The sequence below is a fragment of the Vibrio injensis genome, assembly GCF_001895205.1.
In the GTDB taxonomy this organism is placed as follows: domain Bacteria; phylum Pseudomonadota; class Gammaproteobacteria; order Enterobacterales; family Vibrionaceae; genus Vibrio; species Vibrio injensis.
Genome location: NZ_BDJF01000025.1, coordinates 108,379 through 129,819 on the forward strand (window position 1 = coordinate 108,379; position 21,441 = coordinate 129,819).

General features: G+C 45.2%; 19 protein-coding genes and 1 pseudogene. 3 read left to right on the top strand and 17 right to left on the bottom strand.

The genetic code is table 11. The features are described 5' to 3' along the window. Positions 1–213: 213 nt before the first annotated feature. The 12 genes and pseudogenes from BSR11_RS11250 to pilM form a co-directional block, all read right to left on the bottom strand. Positions 214–894, bottom strand: coding sequence for a phosphoglycolate phosphatase (locus tag BSR11_RS11250; protein ID WP_072670453.1), 681 nt, complete (start codon positions 892–894; stop codon positions 214–216). A gap of 96 nt (positions 895–990) precedes the next feature. Beyond that, a complete protein-coding gene (gene rpe, locus BSR11_RS11255) occupies positions 991–1,671 on the bottom strand; it encodes a ribulose-phosphate 3-epimerase (RefSeq protein WP_072670454.1) in 681 nt (226 codons plus the stop codon). 112 nt (positions 1,672–1,783) lie between these two features. Beyond that, entirely contained in the window at positions 1,784–2,611 is an 828-nt protein-coding gene (locus BSR11_RS11260) for a Dam family site-specific DNA-(adenine-N6)-methyltransferase (RefSeq protein ID WP_072670455.1), read from the bottom strand. 69 nt (positions 2,612–2,680) lie between these two features. Continuing rightward, the gene (locus tag BSR11_RS17655; RefSeq protein ID WP_422636405.1) at positions 2,681–2,959 is read right to left on the bottom strand and encodes an SPOR domain-containing protein; all 279 of its coding nucleotides are present in this window, start codon (positions 2,957–2,959) and stop codon (positions 2,681–2,683) included. A 777-nt stretch (positions 2,960–3,736) separates the two neighbouring features. Beyond that, a pseudogene (locus BSR11_RS17660) lies at positions 3,737–4,132 on the bottom strand (ATP-binding protein); the annotation flags it as partial. Positions 4,133–4,282: 150 nt separating this feature from the next. Beyond that, positions 4,283–5,368, bottom strand: coding sequence for a 3-dehydroquinate synthase (aroB, locus tag BSR11_RS11270; RefSeq protein ID WP_072670457.1), 1,086 nt, complete (start codon positions 5,366–5,368; stop codon positions 4,283–4,285). Between the two features lie 28 nt (positions 5,369–5,396). Beyond that, positions 5,397–5,915 carry a shikimate kinase AroK gene (gene aroK / locus BSR11_RS11275; RefSeq protein WP_040903956.1) on the bottom strand — a complete coding sequence of 173 codons (519 nt, stop codon included), beginning with the start codon at positions 5,913–5,915 and terminating at the stop codon, positions 5,397–5,399. Between the two features lie 186 nt (positions 5,916–6,101). Further along, positions 6,102–7,823, bottom strand: coding sequence for a type IV pilus secretin PilQ (locus BSR11_RS11280; RefSeq protein ID WP_072670458.1), 1,722 nt, complete (start codon positions 7,821–7,823; stop codon positions 6,102–6,104). Positions 7,824–7,847: 24 nt separating this feature from the next. After that, positions 7,848–8,369: a pilus assembly protein PilP gene (locus BSR11_RS11285; protein WP_072670459.1), complete on the bottom strand. Its 522-nt coding sequence runs from the start codon at positions 8,367–8,369 to the stop codon at positions 7,848–7,850. Then, positions 8,359–8,949 carry a type IV pilus inner membrane component PilO gene (locus BSR11_RS11290; protein WP_072670460.1) on the bottom strand — a complete coding sequence of 197 codons (591 nt, stop codon included), beginning with the start codon at positions 8,947–8,949 and terminating at the stop codon, positions 8,359–8,361. Before BSR11_RS11290 ends, BSR11_RS11285 begins: the two co-directional genes overlap by 11 nt. After that, a complete protein-coding gene (locus tag BSR11_RS11295; RefSeq protein ID WP_072670461.1) occupies positions 8,942–9,535 on the bottom strand; it encodes a PilN domain-containing protein in 594 nt (197 codons plus the stop codon). Before BSR11_RS11295 ends, BSR11_RS11290 begins: the two co-directional genes overlap by 8 nt. After that, positions 9,525–10,532: a type IV pilus assembly protein PilM gene (gene pilM / locus BSR11_RS11300; RefSeq protein ID WP_072670462.1), complete on the bottom strand. Its 1,008-nt coding sequence runs from the start codon at positions 10,530–10,532 to the stop codon at positions 9,525–9,527. Before pilM ends, BSR11_RS11295 begins: the two co-directional genes overlap by 11 nt. A gap of 140 nt (positions 10,533–10,672) precedes the next feature. On the opposite strand from pilM, the gene BSR11_RS11305 reads away from it, so the two are divergent. Next, on the top strand, positions 10,673–13,153 hold the full coding sequence (locus BSR11_RS11305) for a penicillin-binding protein 1A (RefSeq protein ID WP_072670463.1): 2,481 nt from the start codon (positions 10,673–10,675) through the stop codon (positions 13,151–13,153). 54 nt (positions 13,154–13,207) lie between these two features. On the opposite strand, the gene oxyR is transcribed toward BSR11_RS11305, so the two are convergent. Then, complete coding sequence (oxyR, locus tag BSR11_RS11310) at positions 13,208–14,107, bottom strand: DNA-binding transcriptional regulator OxyR (RefSeq protein WP_072670464.1); 900 nt, start codon at positions 14,105–14,107, stop codon at positions 13,208–13,210. A 234-nt stretch (positions 14,108–14,341) separates the two neighbouring features. Between oxyR and BSR11_RS11315 the strand changes: the two genes are divergently transcribed. After that, positions 14,342–14,629: a DUF3624 domain-containing protein gene (locus BSR11_RS11315; RefSeq protein ID WP_072670465.1), complete on the top strand. Its 288-nt coding sequence runs from the start codon at positions 14,342–14,344 to the stop codon at positions 14,627–14,629. Positions 14,630–14,779: 150 nt separating this feature from the next. Here the strand turns inward: BSR11_RS11315 and argH are convergent, their stop codons facing one another. The 4 genes from argH to argC form a co-directional block, all read right to left on the bottom strand. Continuing rightward, complete coding sequence (argH, locus tag BSR11_RS11320) at positions 14,780–16,648, bottom strand: argininosuccinate lyase (protein WP_072670466.1); 1,869 nt, start codon at positions 16,646–16,648, stop codon at positions 14,780–14,782. A gap of 133 nt (positions 16,649–16,781) precedes the next feature. Further along, positions 16,782–17,993, bottom strand: a complete 1,212-nt coding sequence (locus tag BSR11_RS11325) for an argininosuccinate synthase (RefSeq protein WP_072670467.1) — start codon at positions 17,991–17,993, stop codon at positions 16,782–16,784. Between the two features lie 98 nt (positions 17,994–18,091). Further along, complete coding sequence (gene argB / locus BSR11_RS11330) at positions 18,092–18,883, bottom strand: acetylglutamate kinase (protein ID WP_072670468.1); 792 nt, start codon at positions 18,881–18,883, stop codon at positions 18,092–18,094. Positions 18,884–18,906: 23 nt separating this feature from the next. Beyond that, on the bottom strand, positions 18,907–19,908 hold the full coding sequence (gene argC / locus BSR11_RS11335) for an N-acetyl-gamma-glutamyl-phosphate reductase (protein WP_072670469.1): 1,002 nt from the start codon (positions 19,906–19,908) through the stop codon (positions 18,907–18,909). A 152-nt stretch (positions 19,909–20,060) separates the two neighbouring features. Here argC and argE point away from each other — a divergent pair, with 152 nt between their 5' ends. Beyond that, entirely contained in the window at positions 20,061–21,203 is a 1,143-nt protein-coding gene (argE, locus tag BSR11_RS11340; protein ID WP_072670470.1) for an acetylornithine deacetylase, read from the top strand. The last annotated feature ends 238 nt before the right edge of the window (positions 21,204–21,441 follow it).

Below are 21,441 nucleotides of genomic sequence, written 5' to 3' on the forward strand. Positions count from 1 at the left end.
GATACCCACACCACTGAGCATAGCTAGTCGGTGGCAAATCAATCCCATGAGCATAGATAAGTTCTATGCTTGGGGTGAACAAACATCGCCAACACCGCAGTAGCTTCAAGTAGGATGGATATGAAACCAATAAAAAACTGCGCTTACAGTGAATAGGCGCAGTTTAGCAGTGTACTCATTGATGAGTATTTTACCAGAGGCAAGTGATAATTTTTACGCGCAAACCATAACAACATCGAGGAGTTGAACGATATCATCCGCCACTACATCAGGCTTGGCATTGGCGATTGGCTCACCGTGGTTATAACCATAGGTTAAGCCAAATGAAGCACAACCCACATTTTGGGCGGCTAAAATGTCGTTTTTCGAATCACCGACCATCAGCATTTGCTCAGCTTTTAATTGGTGCTTTTCAAGCAACCAATGAAGCGCCATGGGATCGGGTTTTTTATGGCTAAAGGTATCGCCACCAATCACGTCACTAAATAGCTCAGCTAAACCGTGTTGAGCAAGAACATCAGGCACAAATTTACTCGGCTTATTGGTCACCAACGCTAAAATAAACCCCGCGCGATGCAGTTCTGCCAAGGTATGCTTTACATTCGGATAGAGGTGGCTCAATTGGTGGCCGGTTTGCGCATAATACTCATCAAATAACAAACGCGCTTGCTGGCGAGTATCATCATTCAACTTGGGATCGATATTGAGACTTTGACTTAAACAGCGACCGATTAACACATCGGCACCATTACCAACATAGTCACGTACCTGAGATTCCGTTACTCCAGGATAGCCCAAAGCGCGCACCGCTTGATCAGCTGCAACAGCAAGATCCGGCACACTATCAAGCAGTGTGCCATCGAGATCAAACGCGATTAATTTTATTGATTGCAAAACTCTGTCCTATTTGTGCTCTCCCTACCGACGAATCAAAGTCGCTCGCCGATTAACGTCATCGGCGCTCAGCGGTAAGGAATAATAAATATTTTGTTATTTACGGTATTCAACGCCAGCTAGTTCACTGCGCATAGCATCAATCACCGCTTTATAGTCTGGCTCACCAAAAATAGCTGAACCGGCAACAAACATATCCGCGCCAGCTTGAGCGATTTCACGGATATTCTCGACTTTCACACCACCGTCTATTTCCAAACGAATAGAGCGACCGCTTTGCGTAATACGCTCACGCACCGCACGTAGCTTATCTAACGTGTGCGGAATAAAAGATTGACCACCAAACCCTGGATTGACCGACATTAGGAGAATCAAATCAACTTTATCCATAATGTAATCAAGATGACTGAGTGGTGTGGCGGGATTCAATACCACCCCAGCCTGACAACCATGCTCTTTGATCAGTTGTAAGGTGCGATCGACATGCTTCGAGGCTTCCACATGGAAGGTGATCATCGACGCACCTGCATTAGCAAAGTCAGGAATAATTCGATCAACCGGCTCAACCATAAGATGTACATCGATTGGTGCGGTAATACCATAGTCACGTAGCGCTTTACAAATCGGCGCACCAAAGGTCAGATTGGGTACGTAATGATTATCCATCACATCAAAGTGAATCACATCCGCTCCAGCGGCAAGCACTTTATCAACATCGTCGCCAAGACGCGCAAAATCTGCAGAGAGAATGGACGGAGCAATAAGAAAATCTTTCATACCTGACCTCTTCGGTGATAGAACATAGCAAACAAAATATGCTGAGCATTCTAACCTAGGGGTGACAAAGATCCTAACCGGAAGCGATATTCACTCCCTCAGAGAGTGAGCATTACCTCATTGACTCTGGTGTAAACAAGGCTAATAACTCATCGACTTTATTCCGCCCAGCGCCATTACGGCTGATCGTGCGCTTAACTTTAACCACATTCAGTTGCGCACCATGGTAAAGGCGACGAGTTAAAATCGTATCGTGATTGGAAATAAGGACCGGAATACCCCGCTCTTGGGCGGTTTTCTCAGCCAAATCGGCTAAAGCGGCTTGGTCATCAAGGCTAAATCCATTCCCCGCATAAGCCGTAAAATTCGCGGTATTCGACAACGGCGCATAAGGAGGATCACAGTAAATAGCACTCGATGCCATGGCTTGATGGAAAGTTTGTTGGTAACTCGCGCAAATAAACGTGGCACGCTGCGCTTTCTGCGCAAAAAACTCCAGTTCGGCTTCAGGGAAATAGGGTTTTTTGTACGAGCCAAACGGGACGTTGAACCCACCTTTTTTGTTATAACGGCATAAGCCATTAAAGCCAAAACGATTCATATACAAAAAAGCCAGCGAGCGATACATCACGTCATCGCAGTCATTAAACTGCTTACGTACGTCTAAATAAGCTTCTTTACGATTATTTTCCGGTGTAAACCAGCGTTTAGCTTCGCGAATATACTCTTGCGGCTGATGCTTTAATAAATTGTATAAATTGATTAAATCCGGATTAATATCCGCCAATAAATAATGGTCAAAATCGCTATTGAGGAAAATCGAACCAGCACCGACAAAAGGCTCAACCAACTGACTTGCAGGTGGCAGATGGCGTTGAATCTCTTCGACTAGGCCAAATTTTCCCCCAGCCCATTTCAAAAAGGCACGCTGCTTTTTCATCTACTGCTCTAATCAATCACCAAAAAATAAGGGTGCGGAATGTAACATATTTTCCACCGAATCTCAGCGTTATTTCGCACGTTGAATTTCACGCTGAACTTGGCTCAGTGATTTTGCCCAAGGGCCGAGCGCTTGTACCGCTGGCGGTAAAGTAGCCACCGCGTCACGAGCTAACTGGATGGTTGGATAGTTATCATAAGTAACGATATACCAATCCACCTCATCACGAACTGTCGGATAGACGTATAGCGTTTCTGTCAGAGAGTAACGATCCATGAAATTTTGTACTTCTTGCAAAGAATTTACCGCCGCTAATTGCAGGGTATAACTACGGGGTGACATCGCCATTAACTCTTCTCTGGCAAAGGAGAAACGAATAGGCCCCGATGATGGCAAAGAGCCATCCGTTATGGGTGAATCATTATGAGTCGTTGGAGTAGTCGAAGATCGATTCTCAGTAGCATCGATGGCCCCTGAACGCCCATCCAGTAGCGCATCAACCACATCCGAGGTGATCACTACGCGCTGCTGAGCACTATCAGCGATACCGACCCCATCTAAACTCTCAACCACTTTGGGAGGTAAAGCAATGGCGTCATCAGCCATCGCATTGGATGTGTTCGGTTGTGAAGGCGTCACAGCGACATTTTGATAAGCACGAGCATTGTCTTGTTGAGAAGGCAACGTTGGAATGACCGTTTGTTCAGCGTGTTGAGTCAATAAAGGTAAAGCCTCGTTAGGGGCAGGTTGAGACCACAACCACCAATAACCGCCTCCAATAAACAACATCAATAACAGCACCAGCAAGCCAATATTCAACGGTGAACCAATAATCGAGCGGATAATAATGCGTTTCTCACGCTTTTGATCAACTAACGCCATGATCTCTCCCGGAAGATAATTCACTTTTTTATATGCGATGCGAGCTTGACGCTCAAGGGCAGGATCAACATAACGCATCACTCGCTGCTCAAATAATCGATCCGCTTCATACTCTGATAATGGCTCGATTTCGAGTTCAATCGGCTTATGCTCTTGACCATAAGTTAAGCGCGTTAATAACGCATCAAGCCGATTCGCTTGAGCAAATAATACGACATTAATGGTCCAACGAGGATTAGTCTGGGCTTCAAGTACCCACATCCACAATTCGGAGAGTAACGTATCAGACAGGAGATGAGCATCATCAATCACCACAACAATATCACATGTCATGCGCTCATCAATTAAACGCGAAAAACTATCGAGCAGCGCATCTTTAGCATTAAAGAGCGGCTCTGACAAAACTTGACTGAGAATGGTGGTTCGATGCTGCTCATCACTTTGATTAGGATGACATAAGAGTAAAGATTGATTTTTATCGGCCGCCCAGTACTCAAGGTAACGTTGGGCTAACCAAGATTTTCCCGCACCTAGACCGCCAAACACACTTACTAGATTGGAACCAAAACGCGTTAATAACTGTAGTCGCTCCAACAGTTCTGTTTGCGAATCTAACTCTAGTTCATGTTCCACACTCATCAACGATCCTAATGGTTTAATGGCTAATACTGATACCCAAACTGACCAAGGAAACGGTACAGCGGTCAGACGTTCACTCTAATCGAGATTGAAAAACTATCAATGAGAGCATCTCACCCACGCCGCTGTAGCGCTAAATAGGCAGAATATCTATAGGTTACGACAATCGTCTATCGCTTGCTTAATCACCGTTTGCGAAACACCTTTTACCACTTCAGACGTCCCGATACCGGTAGGCAACACTAAACGTAACTCACCCGCCAAAACCTTTTTATCACGCATCATATGTTTGATGAAATCGTCAAAACTCATACTACTCGGCGTATGTACAGGTAAGCGCGCTTTTTTCAGTATGGCATGAATACGCTGTTGCTGCTGCTCGGTGATCAAACCTTGCAACTTAGCCGTTACCGCGGCCATCATTGTACCTGCCGCTACCGCTTCACCATGCAACCAGCAGCCATAACCTAACTCAGCTTCAATGGCATGACCAAAAGTATGGCCTAAATTTAATAATGCGCGAATGCCTGACTCTTTCTCATCTTTAGCTACGACCTCTGCCTTAATTTGGCAACAACGAGCAATCGCATAAGACAATGCCGATGACTCTAAGGCATACAAATCATCGAGATGGTTTTCAAGCCACACAAAGAAATCATGATCGTAAATGATGCCATATTTGATCACTTCAGCCATGCCAGCAGCAAACTCACGCGCTGGCAGTGTCGCGAGACAGTCGGTATCAATAATTACCGCTTGAGGCTGGTAGAATGCCCCAATCATATTTTTACCCAACGGATGATTCACCGCCGTTTTGCCACCAACCGATGAGTCTACTTGGGCTAATAATGTGGTTGGAATTTGAATAAAATCCACGCCACGCTGATAACACGCAGACGCAAACCCGACAAGATCGCCAATCACCCCACCACCAAGCGCAACAATCACCACATCGCGGCTGTAATTGTGCTCAAGTAGGTAACTCATGACAGTATTGAAGGTATCGAGATTTTTGTACTGTTCGCCGTCCGGAAGTTCCAGTAGAGCCGATGAACAGCCGATTTGCTCTAGAACGGCAAGTAATCGCTCAGCATAAAGTGGCGCAACCGTATGATTGGTGATCACCACCACTTTTTGCTGGGCGGAAAGAGGAAGAAGGGCCGGATTATTTAATAATCCGGCACCGATTGAAATGGGGTAGCTACGCTCACCTAGGCTGACCGTAATCCGTTCCATGGTTTGCACTCCAAAATAAAAGAACTGGTTAGTGTTCTTCTAGCATTTTTACGATCTGGTTGGCTACCACTTTTGCACTTTGATCGTCGGTACGTACTGTGATATCCGCAATTTCTTCATACAGAGGATTACGCTCATCAGCAAGTGCTTCTAACACTTCTCGAGGATGATCCGTCTGTAGTAAAGGGCGTTTCTTGTCACGGTTAGTACGTGCTAATTGTTTTTCAATAGTGGTTTCTAAGTAGACAACCACGCCTCGAGCAGAAAGGCGGTTACGGTTTTCTTTGCTGATCACTGAGCCACCACCAGTGGCGAGAACAATACCTTGTTGCTCAGTAAGATCATTGATCACCGCTTCCTCGCGTTTGCGGAAGCCTTCTTCACCTTCAACGTCAAATACCCATGCGATATCTGCGCCAGTGCGCTCTTCAATGACAGTATCGGAATCAACAAACTCCATATGAAGTTGTTGAGCCAAGTGTCTACCAATTGTACTTTTGCCAGCGCCCATCGGGCCAACAAGAAAAATATTGCGTTTTTCGGCCATGTTTAGCAGTAATTTACAACGTTAATTCAATGACATCGCCACAAGATTCGTCAGACAGCGGTCGACGATAGGAATGCTTGTGGCACCTATTCCTCACAGATAATTCGTGATAAGACCCGAAATTATCTAGATAAGGTGCCACTAATGCAACTTTAATTTTGCTTTAGCGGAAATAATCACACTAAGTTACTGAATTACAACCTTTGGTGTCACAAAAATCAGTAGCTCACTTTTACCCATTTGCTGATAGCTACGTCGAAAGAGAGCTCCCAGCAAAGGTAAATCGCCCAATAATGGCACTTTATCAACCGTATTGGTAATGCTGTGTTGAAAAATACCGCCCAGCACCACGGTTTCACCATTATTAACCAACACTTGGGTGCCAATCCGTTGCGTGTGGATTGCCACCGCTTCCCCTGTTCCGGTTTTGACAATATCGCCTGGTCGGTCTTGAGTGACACTTAAATCTAATACCAAGCGATTATCCGGCGTAATCTGCGGGGTAACCTGTAAACTCAGTACGGCTTTCTTAAATGCTACCGTGGTCGCACCACTAGAAGAGGATTCTAAATAAGGGATCTCAGTCCCCTGCTCTATATAAGCTGGCTTTTTATTGGTCGTGATAAGTCGTGGGCTGGAAATAATTTCTGCTTTCGATTCTCTCTGCATCGCTGATAGTTCAAGGTCGAGTAACGTCCCTGAACCTAGCTTAGCCACTTGAAAAGCAATGCTCGAAGCATTCGCCGCTGTCGCTCCCAAATTGACGTTAAGGAAGTTATTCACCATTTCACTACCATCTTCTGGCTGATAGAGACCAATGCCTGCTAAGTTGCCTTCTATTGAACCACCAACTGTATTATTACCACGTGTAGAACTCACGCCCCAACGAATACCGAGTTCATCAAGATTACCTTCATTCACGGTTACTATCCGCGCTTCAATTTGCACCTGTTTAACAGGGATATCTAAGGCAGCAATAATCTCTCGGATCACATGAATATTTTCTGGTAACTCACGAATTAATAAGGCATTGGTACGTTCATCAATACTGATTGAACCTCGTTCAGAGAGCATATTCACCGCACCCGTCCCGCCAATCATTTCAGCGATATCTGACGCTTTAGCGAAACTAATTTTAATAATATCTGATTGCAAATCCCCCAACTCTTCTGCCAAACGGGCTTTTTCAAGTTGCTGCTTTTCACGTAGATCGAGTTCCGCTTTGGGAGCCACCAAAATGACGTTACCCTCAACTCGTTTATCCAAGCCTTTAACTTGCAGAATAATATCCAGCACTTGCTGCCATGGCACACCATCTAAACGCAGAGTTAAATTCCCTGAAACTGAATCAGATACCACTAAATTAAACTGATTATAATCAGCAATCAGTTGTAAAACGTTACGTACCGGAATGTCTTGAAAGTTAATTGAAATCAGCTTGGCTGATGGTTCAAGAACATTGGCTGGCGCACTTTGAACATCGGCTTTTAACGGCGTTATCGTCACTTCAACATAACGACCTTTGAGCTGATAGTCATAATGAAAAGGACCGTGTACTTTTGCTAGTAGTAGCGTGCTCGGTGTTTGACGAAAAATCTCTATATTTTCAACTATGGTCGTGAAGTCTTGTACATCAAGCAGATAAAGTTGTTCCTCAGCCACATCCGTTTTTAATAATTCAATGCTCAACCCGTGGGTCGTTTTCTGCACATCAACCACACTCGATGCAGACGCTAACTCAATCACAATCACCGCAGCTTTATCAGGGGTTACCCGAAAATCGATGTGTTTAAACTGATTGCTATCACTTGCTAGAGCAGCCTGCGTCGTCAATACTAAACCTAGCCATAGCGTGATGCACAGGTAGCGCAGCACTGCCACGATACTTGAAGATAATCCTTTAATCATAATTTAGTCTCTAAACAGAAATGTTTATTTCAAAGCCAATGTGACGTTACGCTGATTCCAGCACCCTAATCCATCCGGTAAGGTTTCTTTAATCAGCAAATGATCCTCAGCCACACGTATAACTTGCCCATTATTTACCCCGACGTACTGACCCGCTTGAATAGTAACCACCATGCCATCGGGCGTTTGAATCAAAGCAGAGACCTGACTTTCACGGCTCATCACGCCACGCAATTGCAACTGACTCAGTGGGTATCGCTCTAGTGAGCTGGTTTTTCCTCTCGATTTAGGCTGCCAACAATGGCTATTAGTGATCGGTTGATTTTGAGCTATCGCCTCTCGTGGCAAAACAAAGGGCTCACGTGCGTGATGTTGTGCATACTCAAACGCTTGAAAAGAAGTGCGAGGCATCAAACGGGTCACCTCTTGTTGGCTCTTCGCTTCCACTTCAGCTAGGTAATCCACTAGAGACTCTTGATTGGCTTTGCACCCCACTAAGGAAATAAGAGCGATCAGCACAGTCATGATTGACGTACTACTTCTCATCGACTTCCTCCGCTTTAAATTGGTAGGTGTAAGCTCGTACTCTGAAATGTAAGGTGCTGCTCTCTTGACTGACTCTTTGCCAATCGACGTCATCGACATTAATGATTCTTGGCAAAGTGGCTATCGCTTGAGAAAAATCACCAATGTTGTGGTAATTCCCTGTAAGTTCAATATTCAAAGGCAAGCGGTATAAAAATGCCTGCGGTTGCTTTTCTCCCCAATCGATTCGGGTAAACGTTAATCCATTTTCTAATCCCAGTTCGTTCACAGAAGCAAGTAGGCTGGCCAGTTCTTGCTGTGCGGGGAGCTGGCGCAATAGAAAATCATAGCGCTCAGTTAACTCATCCAGTTGAGTTTGCAACTGAGGTAATGCCGCAACTTTATTGGCCTTGATTCGCACCATCGACTTAAGGCTCGACTCTTGTTGCTTTAGCCCCTCAAGTACCTCTTGTTTAGGCAATAAATACATGCCATAACCGATAACTTGGATCGCCACCATCAACAATATAATCACCATTAGTTGGGCATTGAGTGGCCATTCGAGTAATTCATCAATATCCAGATCACGAAGATTAGCCATGGTGCTCACCTTGTAAAATGGATGCCCCTAATGCTGGCTGCACTGCATAGAAATGAAAAGATACCTTAAAGCTCTGAAAATCTTTATTAAAACGTTGGGTTCCTGCGACAATCGAGTGCATACCGACCGCAGATAAGTGTGGTGATTTTTCTAATTTGTCTAACATGGTGGCTAAGCGCGCAGTGCTATCGCTAATCCCACTGACTTCGACTTCATCTCCCTTCATACTAATTTTATCCACGTAAACCCCTTCAGGAATCAACTCTGGCATTAAATGCATTAATTGCGTGGTTTTATTACGTTTTTGCTGCAAAGACTCAACAACACTTAACCGCGCTTGCAGTGCTTGATGCTCAGCTTCGGTCATTTTGAGAGCTCGTAATCTCTGATCCAATTGCTGGATATGTTGATTCAAAAAAACTAATCGCCTCTGTTGTTGCTGATTCTGTCGATCAAAGTAGTAACCAGCGCCCCATTGCATGAGTAAAGCGATTAATACTCCGAGACTCATAAGCTGAAGAAAACGTCGTTTATGGCCAGCACGCTGCGCCTCTCGCCAAGGAAATAAATTGATGCTATGCAACATGCCCATCCTCCAACCATGCGATTCCTCGCAACGCAAGACCTGCTGCAGCCGTGAATTTTGGCTGATCGTGTAACCGCTTACGTTGAGTGATTTTGTTAACAAAAGAGGTTAATGGGGCAAACCGTTCACAAGGTAAACCAAGCTGCTCAGTGATGGTTTCTGCTAGTCCGTCCATCATCGCTCCACCACCAGATAACCAAATCCCTGCGAGGCTTTGCTGACCATGAACGGAAGTAAATAACTGCAGCTGACGAGTTAAACGCTCGACAAACAATCGATTAAATAGCCACTGATTACGTTCATCACTGCCCACCATCGTTTCAGCCAGTGATGGCAATTCAAACCAACGCGTACCTAAGGCAATATCCTTATAAAAAGGCGCCTTATCGGCAAAATCGAGACATAAGGTAGTTTGGCTATAACCCACATCAACCAACATCCAATCTGTGCGCTGTTGAGCTTGGCTCACTCGTTGCCAAATCTGAGCGAGCGCATGCAATTGCACATCCAGTAAGGTGGGTTCCAGCCCAGCTTCTTTAATCGCGGATAAGCGACTAACGACGACTTCACGCCGGGTGGCATAGACCTGATAGGCCATCGTGCGGTTTTTACCGAACTCTTGGATCGACAAGGGGACAAAATCTAAGCTCAACTCTTCCATCGGCAAGGGAGATTGATGAGAAAAAGCCTGATAAATAGCAAACTCTTTTTCACGCTCATCTAAGTCGCTATCTATTTGTAATACTTTACTAATCACCGCAGTATCAGGCAGTGCAATCGCAACTTTACGACTGAATAACGGCAAACTCTTTTTTAGTTCTTTTAGTTTCTTTACAATTTTCTGATAATTCAACGTATCGTTATCGGCGAAAATGTCGTCAGTGATGACGATTTCTATGCAACCGTATAGTGAATAATTTTCACCGTTCGGTTTGAGTGCCACAGCTTTGATGCTGTGATGACCGATATCGACACCAATTACTAATGATTTACTCATACCATTACTCCAGTGACAATTCTCAGCCTCACACACTTATTTGTGAGAAAATAACCGTTCACTATTTTTAAGTGCTGAGGTTTTAGTCTAGAGTACAGGGGTTTGTATTAAGACAGCCTCTACTAAACAGGGATTCTCCGGTGAAGTTCATAAAGCGTTTACTCATATTTTCATTGATTTGCATTATTCTTGGAGTCACTACAATCTTTGGCTTCTACTTTTATCTAAAGCCAGATCTGCCCGATGTTGCTGAATTAAAAGACGTTCGGCTACAAACTCCAATGCAGGTGTTTAGTGAAGACGGTAAACTGATTGCTCAATTTGGTGAAAAACGACGTATTCCATTACGTCTCGATGAAATGCCACCAGAATTACTCGAAGCGGTGATCGCAACCGAGGATTCACGTTTTTACGAACACTACGGCTTTGATCCAATCGGGATTACTCGTGCCGCTGTGGCCGTCATGGCGTCAGGGAGTGCATCTCAAGGGGCGAGCACCATTACTCAACAATTGGCTCGTAATTTCTTCTTATCTAATGAGAAGAAAATTATGCGCAAAATTAAAGAGATCTTCATTGCTATTCATATTGAGCAACTTTTAAGCAAAGAAGAGATCTTAGAGCTTTACCTGAATAAAATTTACCTTGGTCATCGTTCTTACGGCGTGGGTGCGGCGGCCCAAACCTACTTTGGTAAAGAGGTTAAGGATCTGACTTTAAGCGAAATTGCGATGATTGCTGGCTTACCCAAAGCACCTTCTACGATGAACCCCCTTTTCTCTGTGGAGCGAGCCACTCACCGTCGTAACGTCGTTCTGTTGCGTATGCTGGCAGAAAACTACATCACGCAACAAGAGTATGATCAGGCTCGTAATGAACCGCTGATCTCCAAGTTCCATGGGGCAGAAATTGAGCTACGCGCCCCCTATGTGGCAGAAATTGCACGCGCATGGATGGTCGAACGCTATGGTGAAGAAACCGCCTATACCTCTGGAATGAATGTCTACACGACGGTCAATACCAAGTTACAACAAGCGGCGAACCAAGCAGCTATCGATAATCTCCTCGCTTACGATATGCGTCACGGCTACCGGGGTGCAGAAAAAGTACTTTGGAAAGCTGGGCAATCCGCTTGGGATACCCCTACGATGATCGCTCATTTACGTAGCGAACCAACCTACGGTGATCTTCTGCCTTCGATTGTAGTTAAAGTCGAAGAGAAATCGGCTCAGGTTTGGGTAAAAAATGCAGGACTAAAGACGATTGCGTGGGAAGACATGAACTGGGCAAGGCGATTTATTACGGATGATCGTCAAGGACCTTTGCCAAATAAAGCCAGTGATATTTTAGCGGTAGGTGAACAAGTATGGATTCGTCGCCAGCACGCTATTGGTGATGAACAAGAACACTGGGCATTGAGCCAAGTGCCTAATGCAAATACCGCATTCGTTGCTATGGATCCCGAGAATGGGGCGATACTAGCACTGGTTGGTGGCTTTAACTTTGTCCACAGTAATTTTAACCGTGCGACACAATCAGTCCGTCAGGTTGGTTCAAGTATCAAGCCGTTCATTTACTCTGCGGCTTTGGAAAAAGGCCTCACTCTAGCCTCATTAATCAACGATGCTCCGATTAACCAATGGGATCAAAGCCAAGGCATTGCTTGGCGTCCCAAAAACTCGCCCCCGACTTACGTCGGTCCAACTCGTCTGCGGATTGGTCTAGCGCAGTCGAAAAACGTCATGGCAGTTCGTGTACTGCGTGAAGTCGGTTTGGAAGAGACTCGACAATTCTTGACTCGATTCGGCTTTGAATTATCGCAACTACCGCGTTCTGAAACCATTGCTCTCGGCGCAGGCAGCTTAACGCCAGTCAAAATGGCTCAAGGCTATTCGGTATTTGCTAACGGTGGATATTATGTTGAGCCATTCTACATCAACAAAGTTGAAGACAGTTTTGGTCATGTCGAGTTTTTAGCCAACCCCAAAGTGGTTTGTCATCAGGATTGTCAATCATCATCCGATAATCCGTTTAATGAGCAAGACGCTAGCACCAATTATGCACCACAGGTGATTTCCGAACAGAACGCCTTCCTCGTACGTGAAATGATGTATAGCAATATCTGGGGCGGCGGTGACTGGCGTGCAGGAACGGGATGGAATGGTACTGGCTGGCGCGCACAAACCTTAAGACGTCGTGATGTGGGCGGAAAAACAGGGACAACGAACGACTCGAAAGATGCTTGGTATAATGGCTTTGGACCAGGCATGGTCGCAACGGCTTGGGTTGGATTTGATGACCATAGTCGTAATTTAGGTAGTACAGCACCTAACCCCAATACCGACGATGATATTACTGGCGCTGAGGCTGGAGCGAAAACAGCCCAACCAGGCTGGGTAGAGTTTATGCGTATCGCTCTGGATGGTGTGCCTGCTCAACAAAAAACCATCCCACCGAACATTATTCGTGTGAGAATTGATCGTGACAGTGGGCTACTCACCAATAAATTGGATGCCAGTTCTATGTTCGAATACTTTGTTCAAGGAACGGAACCCAAAGAGTATGTACAAGAGGATACACCTCACAGCATCTATTTAGATGATAATGACAGCCTATTTTAAGCTCGACCGCCCCTATTAAGGGGCGGCATTATTTTCAGGGGCAAAATAGATAACCTATTGAGAGGCTAAGACTTGTAACCGCTCTTTCATGGTCTGAGCTAACTGTTCATAGCGCTGACGCAATGGTGAACCCGGTCGATAAGCCAAAACAATTTGTCGTGATGGTTGTGGATTGACCGCTTTGATGTAACAAACACCATCTTTGGTTTTTTCGTCCGGTAGCGACAACTGTGGTAACAAGGTAATCCCAGCACCAGCGGCGACCATATTACGTAAAGTTTCTAAGCTAGTGGCTTTAAAACGCTCATCATCTTTCGCCCCCGCCGCAAAACAAAAACCTAACGCTTGATCTCGTAAGCAGTGACCATCTCCTAAAGCCAGTACGGTTTTTCCATTCAATTCCAGCATATCCACTTCATCACGCTCAGCCCATTCATGTGAGCAAGGCACAGCAATACTCATCGGCTCATTGTAGATATCGATTTCTTTAAAAGGAGCGCTCTCTTCAACCGAAGCTAATACCAAACAATCGAGTTTGCCTTCTTCTAACTGACGGACTAATTGATGCGTTTGCGCTTCATGTAAATAGAGTTCCAAATCAGGAAATCGAGCTTTGAGCTCTGGGATAATCTTCGGTAATAAATAAGGACCTAATGTCGGAATAAACCCGATGTGCATCGGGCCACTCATGGCTCCCCCTTGTTGACTGGCCATATCTTTGAAAACTTTAATTTCACTGAGAATACGTTTTGCTTGGTCAACAAGCTGTAACCCTGAATCGGTAAATAATACCCGCCGACTACTACGCTCTAACAATGCCGTACCCAGTTCATCTTCTAGCTTACGAATTTGTCCGCTCAGTGTCGGCTGACTGACAAAACAGGATTCAGCGGCTTTACGAAAATGCTTATGCTCAGCAAGAGCCACTAAGTATTCAAAATCTCGAATGTTCATCTTATTCCTAGATAAAAACCATCAATCATATCGAAAGCAACAGAAAAGGCCTCTCGTTATAGCGTCACTGCTGCAGTAAGAATATACCTATCAAAAACCATAACATCGAATGCTGGTGACTATCAAAGTTTTTATATTCTCCTCACCAGCATTACAGCAGTGGGTAAAAACTTCACGGGCTTTGTCGATAGCGGTAACATACTCACAGCCATCAATCACTCACAAGGAGTCACCATGAAACTCACCAGTTGCCACTACTGTGACCAAGCATGGTTCTGGAAAAAAATCGGTCGTTGCCAACGCTGTATTGATTGGTTGACCTTACTATCTGTCGCTTGCTGGGGAGTCTGGTTTTGGTTATTTAGAAATGAGCCAACCGCCATCGCGTCGATTGCCCTTCTCTTCGCAGGTTTCGCTTTTAATGGTTTGTTGTTTTTACATTTATGGATGAAGTTTGTCGTACTACCTTGGCGAGAGCGTCAAAAAAACTCGACTGATCACTCGCCCACAAAAAAGCCCTAAAACGAAAAGGAGTTTTAGGGCTCTCTTAGAGCGATCTAAGAAAAAGCAGTGGTACAGATATAGACTATGCTTTTTCTCGTTGGTTCCACTTGCAACGATCTTTTTTGATCTTTTATTTTACTTGGCTTAAACCATAAAAGATCCTAAAACTTATCGTTGATGAACAACAATCCGCTGGGAAAAATCCACTTCTAGAGCCACTTCATCACAAGCGTGTTGCCGCGGGCACTGCTCACAATCTTTTAGTACCTTTTCCGGTAATAACGTTTTCGAGGTTGGAATAAAGTTTAACTTCATAAAAAACTCTGGTGAACGAGTCAGTACAAACACTTTATTGATTGCCATTTGCTGCGCTTTTTTCACCAAATAGTGGACAATCGCACGACCTTGACCTTGACGCTGCCAGCCTGCTTCAACCCCAAGAGAACGAATTTCTGCTAATCCTGAATCGTAAACATAAAGCGAGGCGCATCCAGTGATCTCTCCATGATGTTCAGCCACAGCAAATGAACCAATATCACGTACAATTTCATTTCGTGAACGGGGTAAGTTCTCTCCCATATTAGCCCAATAGGCAACCATACCCTCTAGACGTTCAATATCCGTTAAACGTGCTGGGCGCACTTTCACAGCGCTTGCATCCCGCTTCGCCAAACGCTTTTCGGCTTCTTCAACCGCATAAGCCACTTGTGACGGCGCTACACCACCGAGTGCACTGCGTTTTTCTAAGCATGATTCGATGGTTAAAATGGCGTAAACATCATCTTCAATCACGGGAGAAAAGGCTTTTAGCTCAGCCAAGGATAACTCTTCCAATGCACAGCCTTTTTCGATAGCACCAACCACCGCGACGCCGACAATATGGTGCGCTTCACGAAACGGAATACCTTTAGCCACTAAATAGTCGGCCAGTTCAGTAGCATTAGCATACCCTTGTTTGGCCGCTTCTAAAGTCCGCTCCGTTTTCACTTTGATCCCGTCAAAACACAAGGCTGCCATTTCCATACAATCATGCCAAGTATCAAGCGCATCAAACATCCCTTCTTTATCTTCTTGCATATCTTTGTTGTAGGCTAAAGGCAAAGCTTTTACGGTCATCATCATCGCTGCTAACGATCCATAAACCCGACCAGTTTTACCACGGATCAATTCGAGTGCATCGGGGTTTTTCTTCTGCGGCATTAATGATGAACCGGAGGTTACGGTATCCGCTAATTCAATAAATCCAGACTCTCCAGAGTTATAGAAGATCATATCTTCGGCTAAACGCGATAAGTGGAGCATCGAAATCGATGCCACCGACATCAGTTCCATCACATGATCGCGATCCGACACCGAATCGAGTGAATTACGCGTAGCCCGGCGGAACCCAAGATCATAGGCCAACTGCTGACGATCAATAGGATAAGCGGTTCCTGCCAGTGCACCAGAACCAAGTGGACAGGTATCTAATCGTTGTAGCGCATCTTTTAAGCGTGAATAATCACGCTCAAACATTTCGACATAAGCTAAACACCAATGGGCGAAGGTCACCGGTTGAGCACGCTGCAAATGTGTATAGCCAGGCAAAACAGTGGCTTGATGTTGCTCCGCAACCGAAACCAACTGACTCTGCAATCTATCCAAGCCGAGCAGTAACTGCTGGCCTTGCTGACGACACCATAATTTTAAATCGGTGGCGACTTGATCATTACGTGAACGTCCAGTGTGCAGCTTTTTACCTAAATCACCGACTTTACCGATCAGTTGCTGCTCAACCCATGAGTGAATATCTTCCGCATCCGATGACAGAATCTGCTCAGGATCTTCCATTACTGCAAGCTTTAACTCATTTAATGCCAATTCTAGCGCTTGCTGCTCTTGTTCTGTCAGTACCTTCACCGACCGTAACGCTTTCGACCAAGCAATCGAGCCGACAATATCTTGCTCAGCTAATCGGTAGTCAAAACGCAGGGAGTCGTTAAATTGTTTAAACCGGGTGTCTGCTGCTTGGGTAAATCTTCCGCCCCATAATGCCATTGCGTTTCTCCTACCTTTGACCTAAGGCGCATACGCCATAGGAAAACATCTTGTACTCGGGTTAAAAACAAGGATCGCTTAGCGATCCTTGTGGACGAATCTCTTACAGTACCATCACTCCATATCCTGATGGTTATTTGTTTTCGTTCATGGCACGAATCCGACTGGCTAAGGAGTACAAACGAATGAACCCACCAGCATGACTTTGGTCATACACTTCATCAGCCCCAAAGGTAGCAAACGCTTCTGAATACAAACTGTTCGCAGAACGTTTCTGAGTGGCGATCGCTTGCCCTTTGTAAAGCTTGATCACCACTTCACCATTAACCTGCTGAGCGAGCTGATCGGCAGCGGCAAACACTGCTTCACGTAGTGGGGTGAACCAACGGCCATCATACACCAGATGTGAGGCTTTAATGCCAAGCTCTTCACGAAACTCAAACGATGCTTTATCTAGTACCAACTGCTCAACCGCACGTAGCGCTTCCATCATAATCGTCCCCCCCGGAGTTTCATAACAGCCGCGAGATTTCATACCGACCAGACGGTTTTCAACAATATCGATTCGACCAACACCATGTTTAGCGCCTTTTTCGTTCAAATAAACTAAGGCGTTATAAGGTGTCATTAATTCACCATCAACACCAATTACCTGACCTTTTTCCACTTGTAAAGTGACATACTCAGCTTCATTTGGTGCTTGTTCAGGATCAACGGTCCATACCCAGCAGTCCTCATTAGGGGCATTCCAAGTACTCTCCAGTACACCACCTTCCGTGGAAATGTGCCACGCATTAGCATCACGTGAGTAAATTTTAGTTAACGATGCGGCGCAAGGGATATTACGCTCAGCAAGATAGTCGAGGCACTCTTCACGGCTGACAATATCCCATTCTCGCCATGGCGCGATTACATGTAAATCTGGTGCAAGGGCAGCAAACGCACCTTCAAAACGTACTTGATCGTTACCTTTACCAGTACAACCATGACACAGGGCATCAGCGCCTACTTTACGAGCGATCTCTACTTGCGCTTTCGCAATAATTGGCCGAGCCATTGAGGTCCCTAGCAGGTATTTTCCTTCATAATACGCCCCCGTCTTTAAGGTTGGATAAATATACTCAGCAACCATCTGTTCTTTTAAATCGACGACATAACACTCTGAAGCACCCGAGGCTTTCGCTTTTGCTTCAATGCCTTGTAGCTCCTCTTCTCCTTGGCCGACATCTGCGACAAAGGCAACCACTTCACAGGCATAGTTTTCTTTTAACCATGGAATAATTACCGAGGTATCCAGACCACCAGAATAGGCAACCACTACTTTATTAACTTGAACTTTACTCATTGACGCTTTCTCCATTGCCCAGTACCGCCGATTCACGGTCTGCACTAAGGCCTATTGATTGTGTTTAGTGGCTCTCCGCCACCGATTGCCTGTGTGATTTATTGTGGTAAAAATTGGGTTCCAATACTTTCACCAGCAAATAGCTTGTGCAGTTTCTCTGGGTAACGCCATGTCGCCACTTGAATAGGACGTCCCAAATCATTGGCGGCCTCTAGCGCAGCCTTGACTTTAACGATCATGCCATCGGTGATCACTTTACCAGCAATCAAACTGGTCGCTTGCTGGGCATTTAAGCTGGCCAATAAATGCCCTTTGCCATCCAAGACTCCACTCACATCAGAGAGCAAAACTAACTCGGCATCCAAAGCACCGGCTACCGCCACCGCCGCTTGATCGGCATTGACATTCATCATTTGTCCGCTTGCAGTAAGACCAATCGAACTGATGATCGGTAGCCCGCCAGCATTAAGAATGGCTTGTAACAGTTGTGAATTACCCGGCAGAGCTTTACCTACCGCCCCAAGCTCAGGATCGAGCTCTTCAACTTGACATAGGCCACCATCCGCTAAACATAATCCGATAGCATTCAAACCGTCTTTTATGGCTTGTCCTTGGAGCATTTTATTGGCCGTTCCTGCTAACGCTCCGGCAATAAAAGGAATTTGTTCATAAGGGGTAACACGTAGCCCTTCTTTCTTTACCGTCGGCAGGTGTAATTTTGCCATTAACTCATCAACCAAATAACCGCCACCATGAACAATGACAATTCGTCGCTGAGCTTGAGCTTGATACAGTGCGATAGCGCCAAACAATTTGCTTAGCGTGTCAGAACAAGACAGCGCTGCGCCGCCTAATTTAATCACCAATGGATTATGCTGTGTATCTATCATATTTCACCCTTACGCTTGGTGCTTTACACCAAAGCCGTTAGCTCAGAAAAACCGTAATGAATATTTAAACATTGCATCGCTTGACTCGATGCCCCTTTTAACAAATTATCAATCGCCGAAACGACGATCAGATGCTGGCCCTGTACACGCCAACCCAAATCGCAAAATGGCGTAAATTCAACATCTTTAATCGATGGTAAACTGGATTTCAGTCTGACCGCGGGTTTATCAGCATAAGCTTGAATAAACGCCTCATCGACCTGCTGCGCTGTGACACCAGCAGCCAACTTCATGGTTATCGTCGCTAAAATGCCCCGTTTAAAATTACCCAGATGAGGAGTGAAGATCACCTCACAGCCTAGATGGGTGGCAATTTCTGGTTGGTGACGATGAGTAAAGACGCCATAAGGTTGTAAACTCACTTCGCAAAAACTGTTGCTTAGGGTGGCTTTTCTACCAGCGCCAGTTACACCACTGGTCGCATTAATCACTGGCCACTGCTCAGTATCGAGTAAACTTGCGTTAATCAACGGCTTGATAGCCAACTGCGCCGCTGTCGGATAGCATCCCGCCACGGCTATCAGTGAACCATGCTGAATCGCTTCCCGATTCCATTCCGCTAAGCCGTAAACCGCTTTGTCTAACCATTCACGATGTTGGTGGTCAAAACCATAATAATTGGGATAGAACCCCTCACTTTTCACACGAAAAGCACCAGATAAGTCAAACACCTGACAACCTTGGGCAAGAAAAATTGGTGCTAGGTCGTGACTGACTTCATGTGCTGTAGCTAAAAACACCACATCGCAGTCACTCGCAACAACAAGTGGGTCAACGAGAGGCTGAATCTCCATATCAACCAAATTCGCTAGTTTACCGTGCAACTCGGCCATTGATTTTCCTGCATCGAGGCTGTTGGCGGAAACATATAAACCTGCTAGTTTGAGTTGAGGGTGTTTTTCCACCATCAGTGCCAATTCAGCACCGGTATAGCCACTTGCACCAATAATTGCGGTTTTTAACATTAATACCCATCCCAAACGGAGCAAAACCTAAATTAAAACTGATTTTTAATTTATAAAAACGGGCTTTAATTGGTTTTTTATTCATAAAAAGTGATTTAATATGTGTTTTACATTTTCAGCGATATTCTGTCAATAGTAGGAGCAAAGATAATATGCAATTACCCAGTTTCTTGGAGGTCTATTCGGGCCTGATTTCCACGCCTTCCATTAGCTCCACTGACCCAACATGGGATCACGGTAATAGTGAGGTGATTGCTAAATTAGCAGAATGGTTTGAAGCGCTCGGTTTTACCACCCAAGTGGAAGAGGTTGCGCCAGGAAAACATAATTTAATTGCCCAAAAAGGCACTGGTGAAGGTGGGTTACTCTTAGCAGGACACAGTGATACCGTGCCTTTTGATCAAGGCCGCTGGAACTTTGAACCTCATGCTTTAACTCAGGCCAACGATCGTTTCTACGGCTTAGGTACAGCTGATATGAAGGGTTTTTTTGCTTTCATTTATCAGGCAGTCAAAAATATCGATTGGAGTAAGCAAAATAAACCCCTGTATGTCTTAGCGACCTGTGATGAAGAGACGACCATGCTGGGTGCCAGACATTTTACGGCTAACGCACCTTTTCAACCCGATTACTGCATTATTGGTGAACCGACCAGCTTAGTGCCTGTTCGTGGACATAAAGGTCACGTCGCCAATGCGATTCGCGTAACAGGGCAGTCTGGTCATTCATCCAATCCTGCGCTGGGTGTTAATGCGATTGAGATTATGTACGAAGTCATGTTTGCCCTGATGCAACTGCGTGACCGACTGATTAAAGAGTATCATCACCCAGGCTTCGAGATTCCGAGTCCGACCCTCAATCTCGGCCATATTCATGGCGGCGATAGTCCGAACCGTATCTGTGGCTGTTGTGAGCTGCATTATGATGTCCGGCCTTTACCGGGAATTAGCTTAGATGGACTCGATAATCTACTGCGCGGCGCACTCAAAGACGTTCAAGACAAATGGCCTGGCCGTATTGCGATTGAAGCATTACATGAGCCGATCCCTGGTTATGAATGTCAGCACGATCATCCGTTTATCCTTGGCGTGAGTGAACTGTGTGGACAACCCTCGCAAACGGTCAATTATTGCACCGAAGCTCCGTTTCTACAGCAGTTGTGTCCAACTCTAGTTCTTGGTCCCGGCTCTATCGATCAAGCGCATCAACCCGATGAATATTTATCCTTCGATTTTATCGAACCGACCGTGAATATTCTTTCTCAAGCCATCAATAAATACTGCTTTACTGAGTAATCCTATTTCCTCCGCGCCGCTCGTTGGATGGTGTTGATAGCGAGAGCGGCGCAACATCTCATCAAGGTTTCACATTAATAATGATGCCGGCATAACCATGATAATGATTTCGGTCAATTGTAAGAAAATTTCAACAAAATAAGTTATTTTGCCACCATTTCTCTAACAAAATACAGCCTGACATAAATGAAATCTTTGTATGCTTTATTTGACTCCACTAGACAAACTTCGCTAGATT

Excerpts from the sequence above, each read along its gene's own strand:
- rpe (WP_072670454.1), bottom strand. The coding sequence starts at position 1,671 with ATGAAAGATTTTCTTATTGCTCCGTCCATTCTCTCTGCAGATTTTGCG.
- BSR11_RS11260 (WP_072670455.1), bottom strand. The coding sequence starts at position 2,611 with ATGAAAAAGCAGCGTGCCTTTTTGAAATGGGCTGGGGGAAAATTTGGC.
- BSR11_RS17655 (WP_422636405.1), bottom strand. The coding sequence starts at position 2,959 with ATGGCGATGTCACCCCGTAGTTATACCCTGCAATTAGCGGCGGTAAAT.
- aroB (WP_072670457.1), bottom strand. The coding sequence starts at position 5,368 with ATGGAACGGATTACGGTCAGCCTAGGTGAGCGTAGCTACCCCATTTCA.
- aroK (WP_040903956.1), bottom strand. The coding sequence starts at position 5,915 with ATGGCCGAAAAACGCAATATTTTTCTTGTTGGCCCGATGGGCGCTGGC.
- BSR11_RS11280 (WP_072670458.1), bottom strand. The coding sequence starts at position 7,823 with ATGATTAAAGGATTATCTTCAAGTATCGTGGCAGTGCTGCGCTACCTG.
- BSR11_RS11285 (WP_072670459.1), bottom strand. The coding sequence starts at position 8,369 with ATGAGAAGTAGTACGTCAATCATGACTGTGCTGATCGCTCTTATTTCC.
- BSR11_RS11290 (WP_072670460.1), bottom strand. The coding sequence starts at position 8,949 with ATGGCTAATCTTCGTGATCTGGATATTGATGAATTACTCGAATGGCCA.
- BSR11_RS11295 (WP_072670461.1), bottom strand. The coding sequence starts at position 9,535 with ATGTTGCATAGCATCAATTTATTTCCTTGGCGAGAGGCGCAGCGTGCT.
- pilM (WP_072670462.1), bottom strand. The coding sequence starts at position 10,532 with ATGAGTAAATCATTAGTAATTGGTGTCGATATCGGTCATCACAGCATC.
- oxyR (WP_072670464.1), bottom strand. The coding sequence starts at position 14,107 with ATGAACATTCGAGATTTTGAATACTTAGTGGCTCTTGCTGAGCATAAG.
- BSR11_RS11315 (WP_072670465.1), top strand. The coding sequence starts at position 14,342 with ATGAAACTCACCAGTTGCCACTACTGTGACCAAGCATGGTTCTGGAAA.
- argH (WP_072670466.1), bottom strand. The coding sequence starts at position 16,648 with ATGGCATTATGGGGCGGAAGATTTACCCAAGCAGCAGACACCCGGTTT.
- BSR11_RS11325 (WP_072670467.1), bottom strand. The coding sequence starts at position 17,993 with ATGAGTAAAGTTCAAGTTAATAAAGTAGTGGTTGCCTATTCTGGTGGT.
- argB (WP_072670468.1), bottom strand. The coding sequence starts at position 18,883 with ATGATAGATACACAGCATAATCCATTGGTGATTAAATTAGGCGGCGCA.
- argC (WP_072670469.1), bottom strand. The coding sequence starts at position 19,908 with ATGTTAAAAACCGCAATTATTGGTGCAAGTGGCTATACCGGTGCTGAA.
- argE (WP_072670470.1), top strand. The coding sequence starts at position 20,061 with ATGCAATTACCCAGTTTCTTGGAGGTCTATTCGGGCCTGATTTCCACG.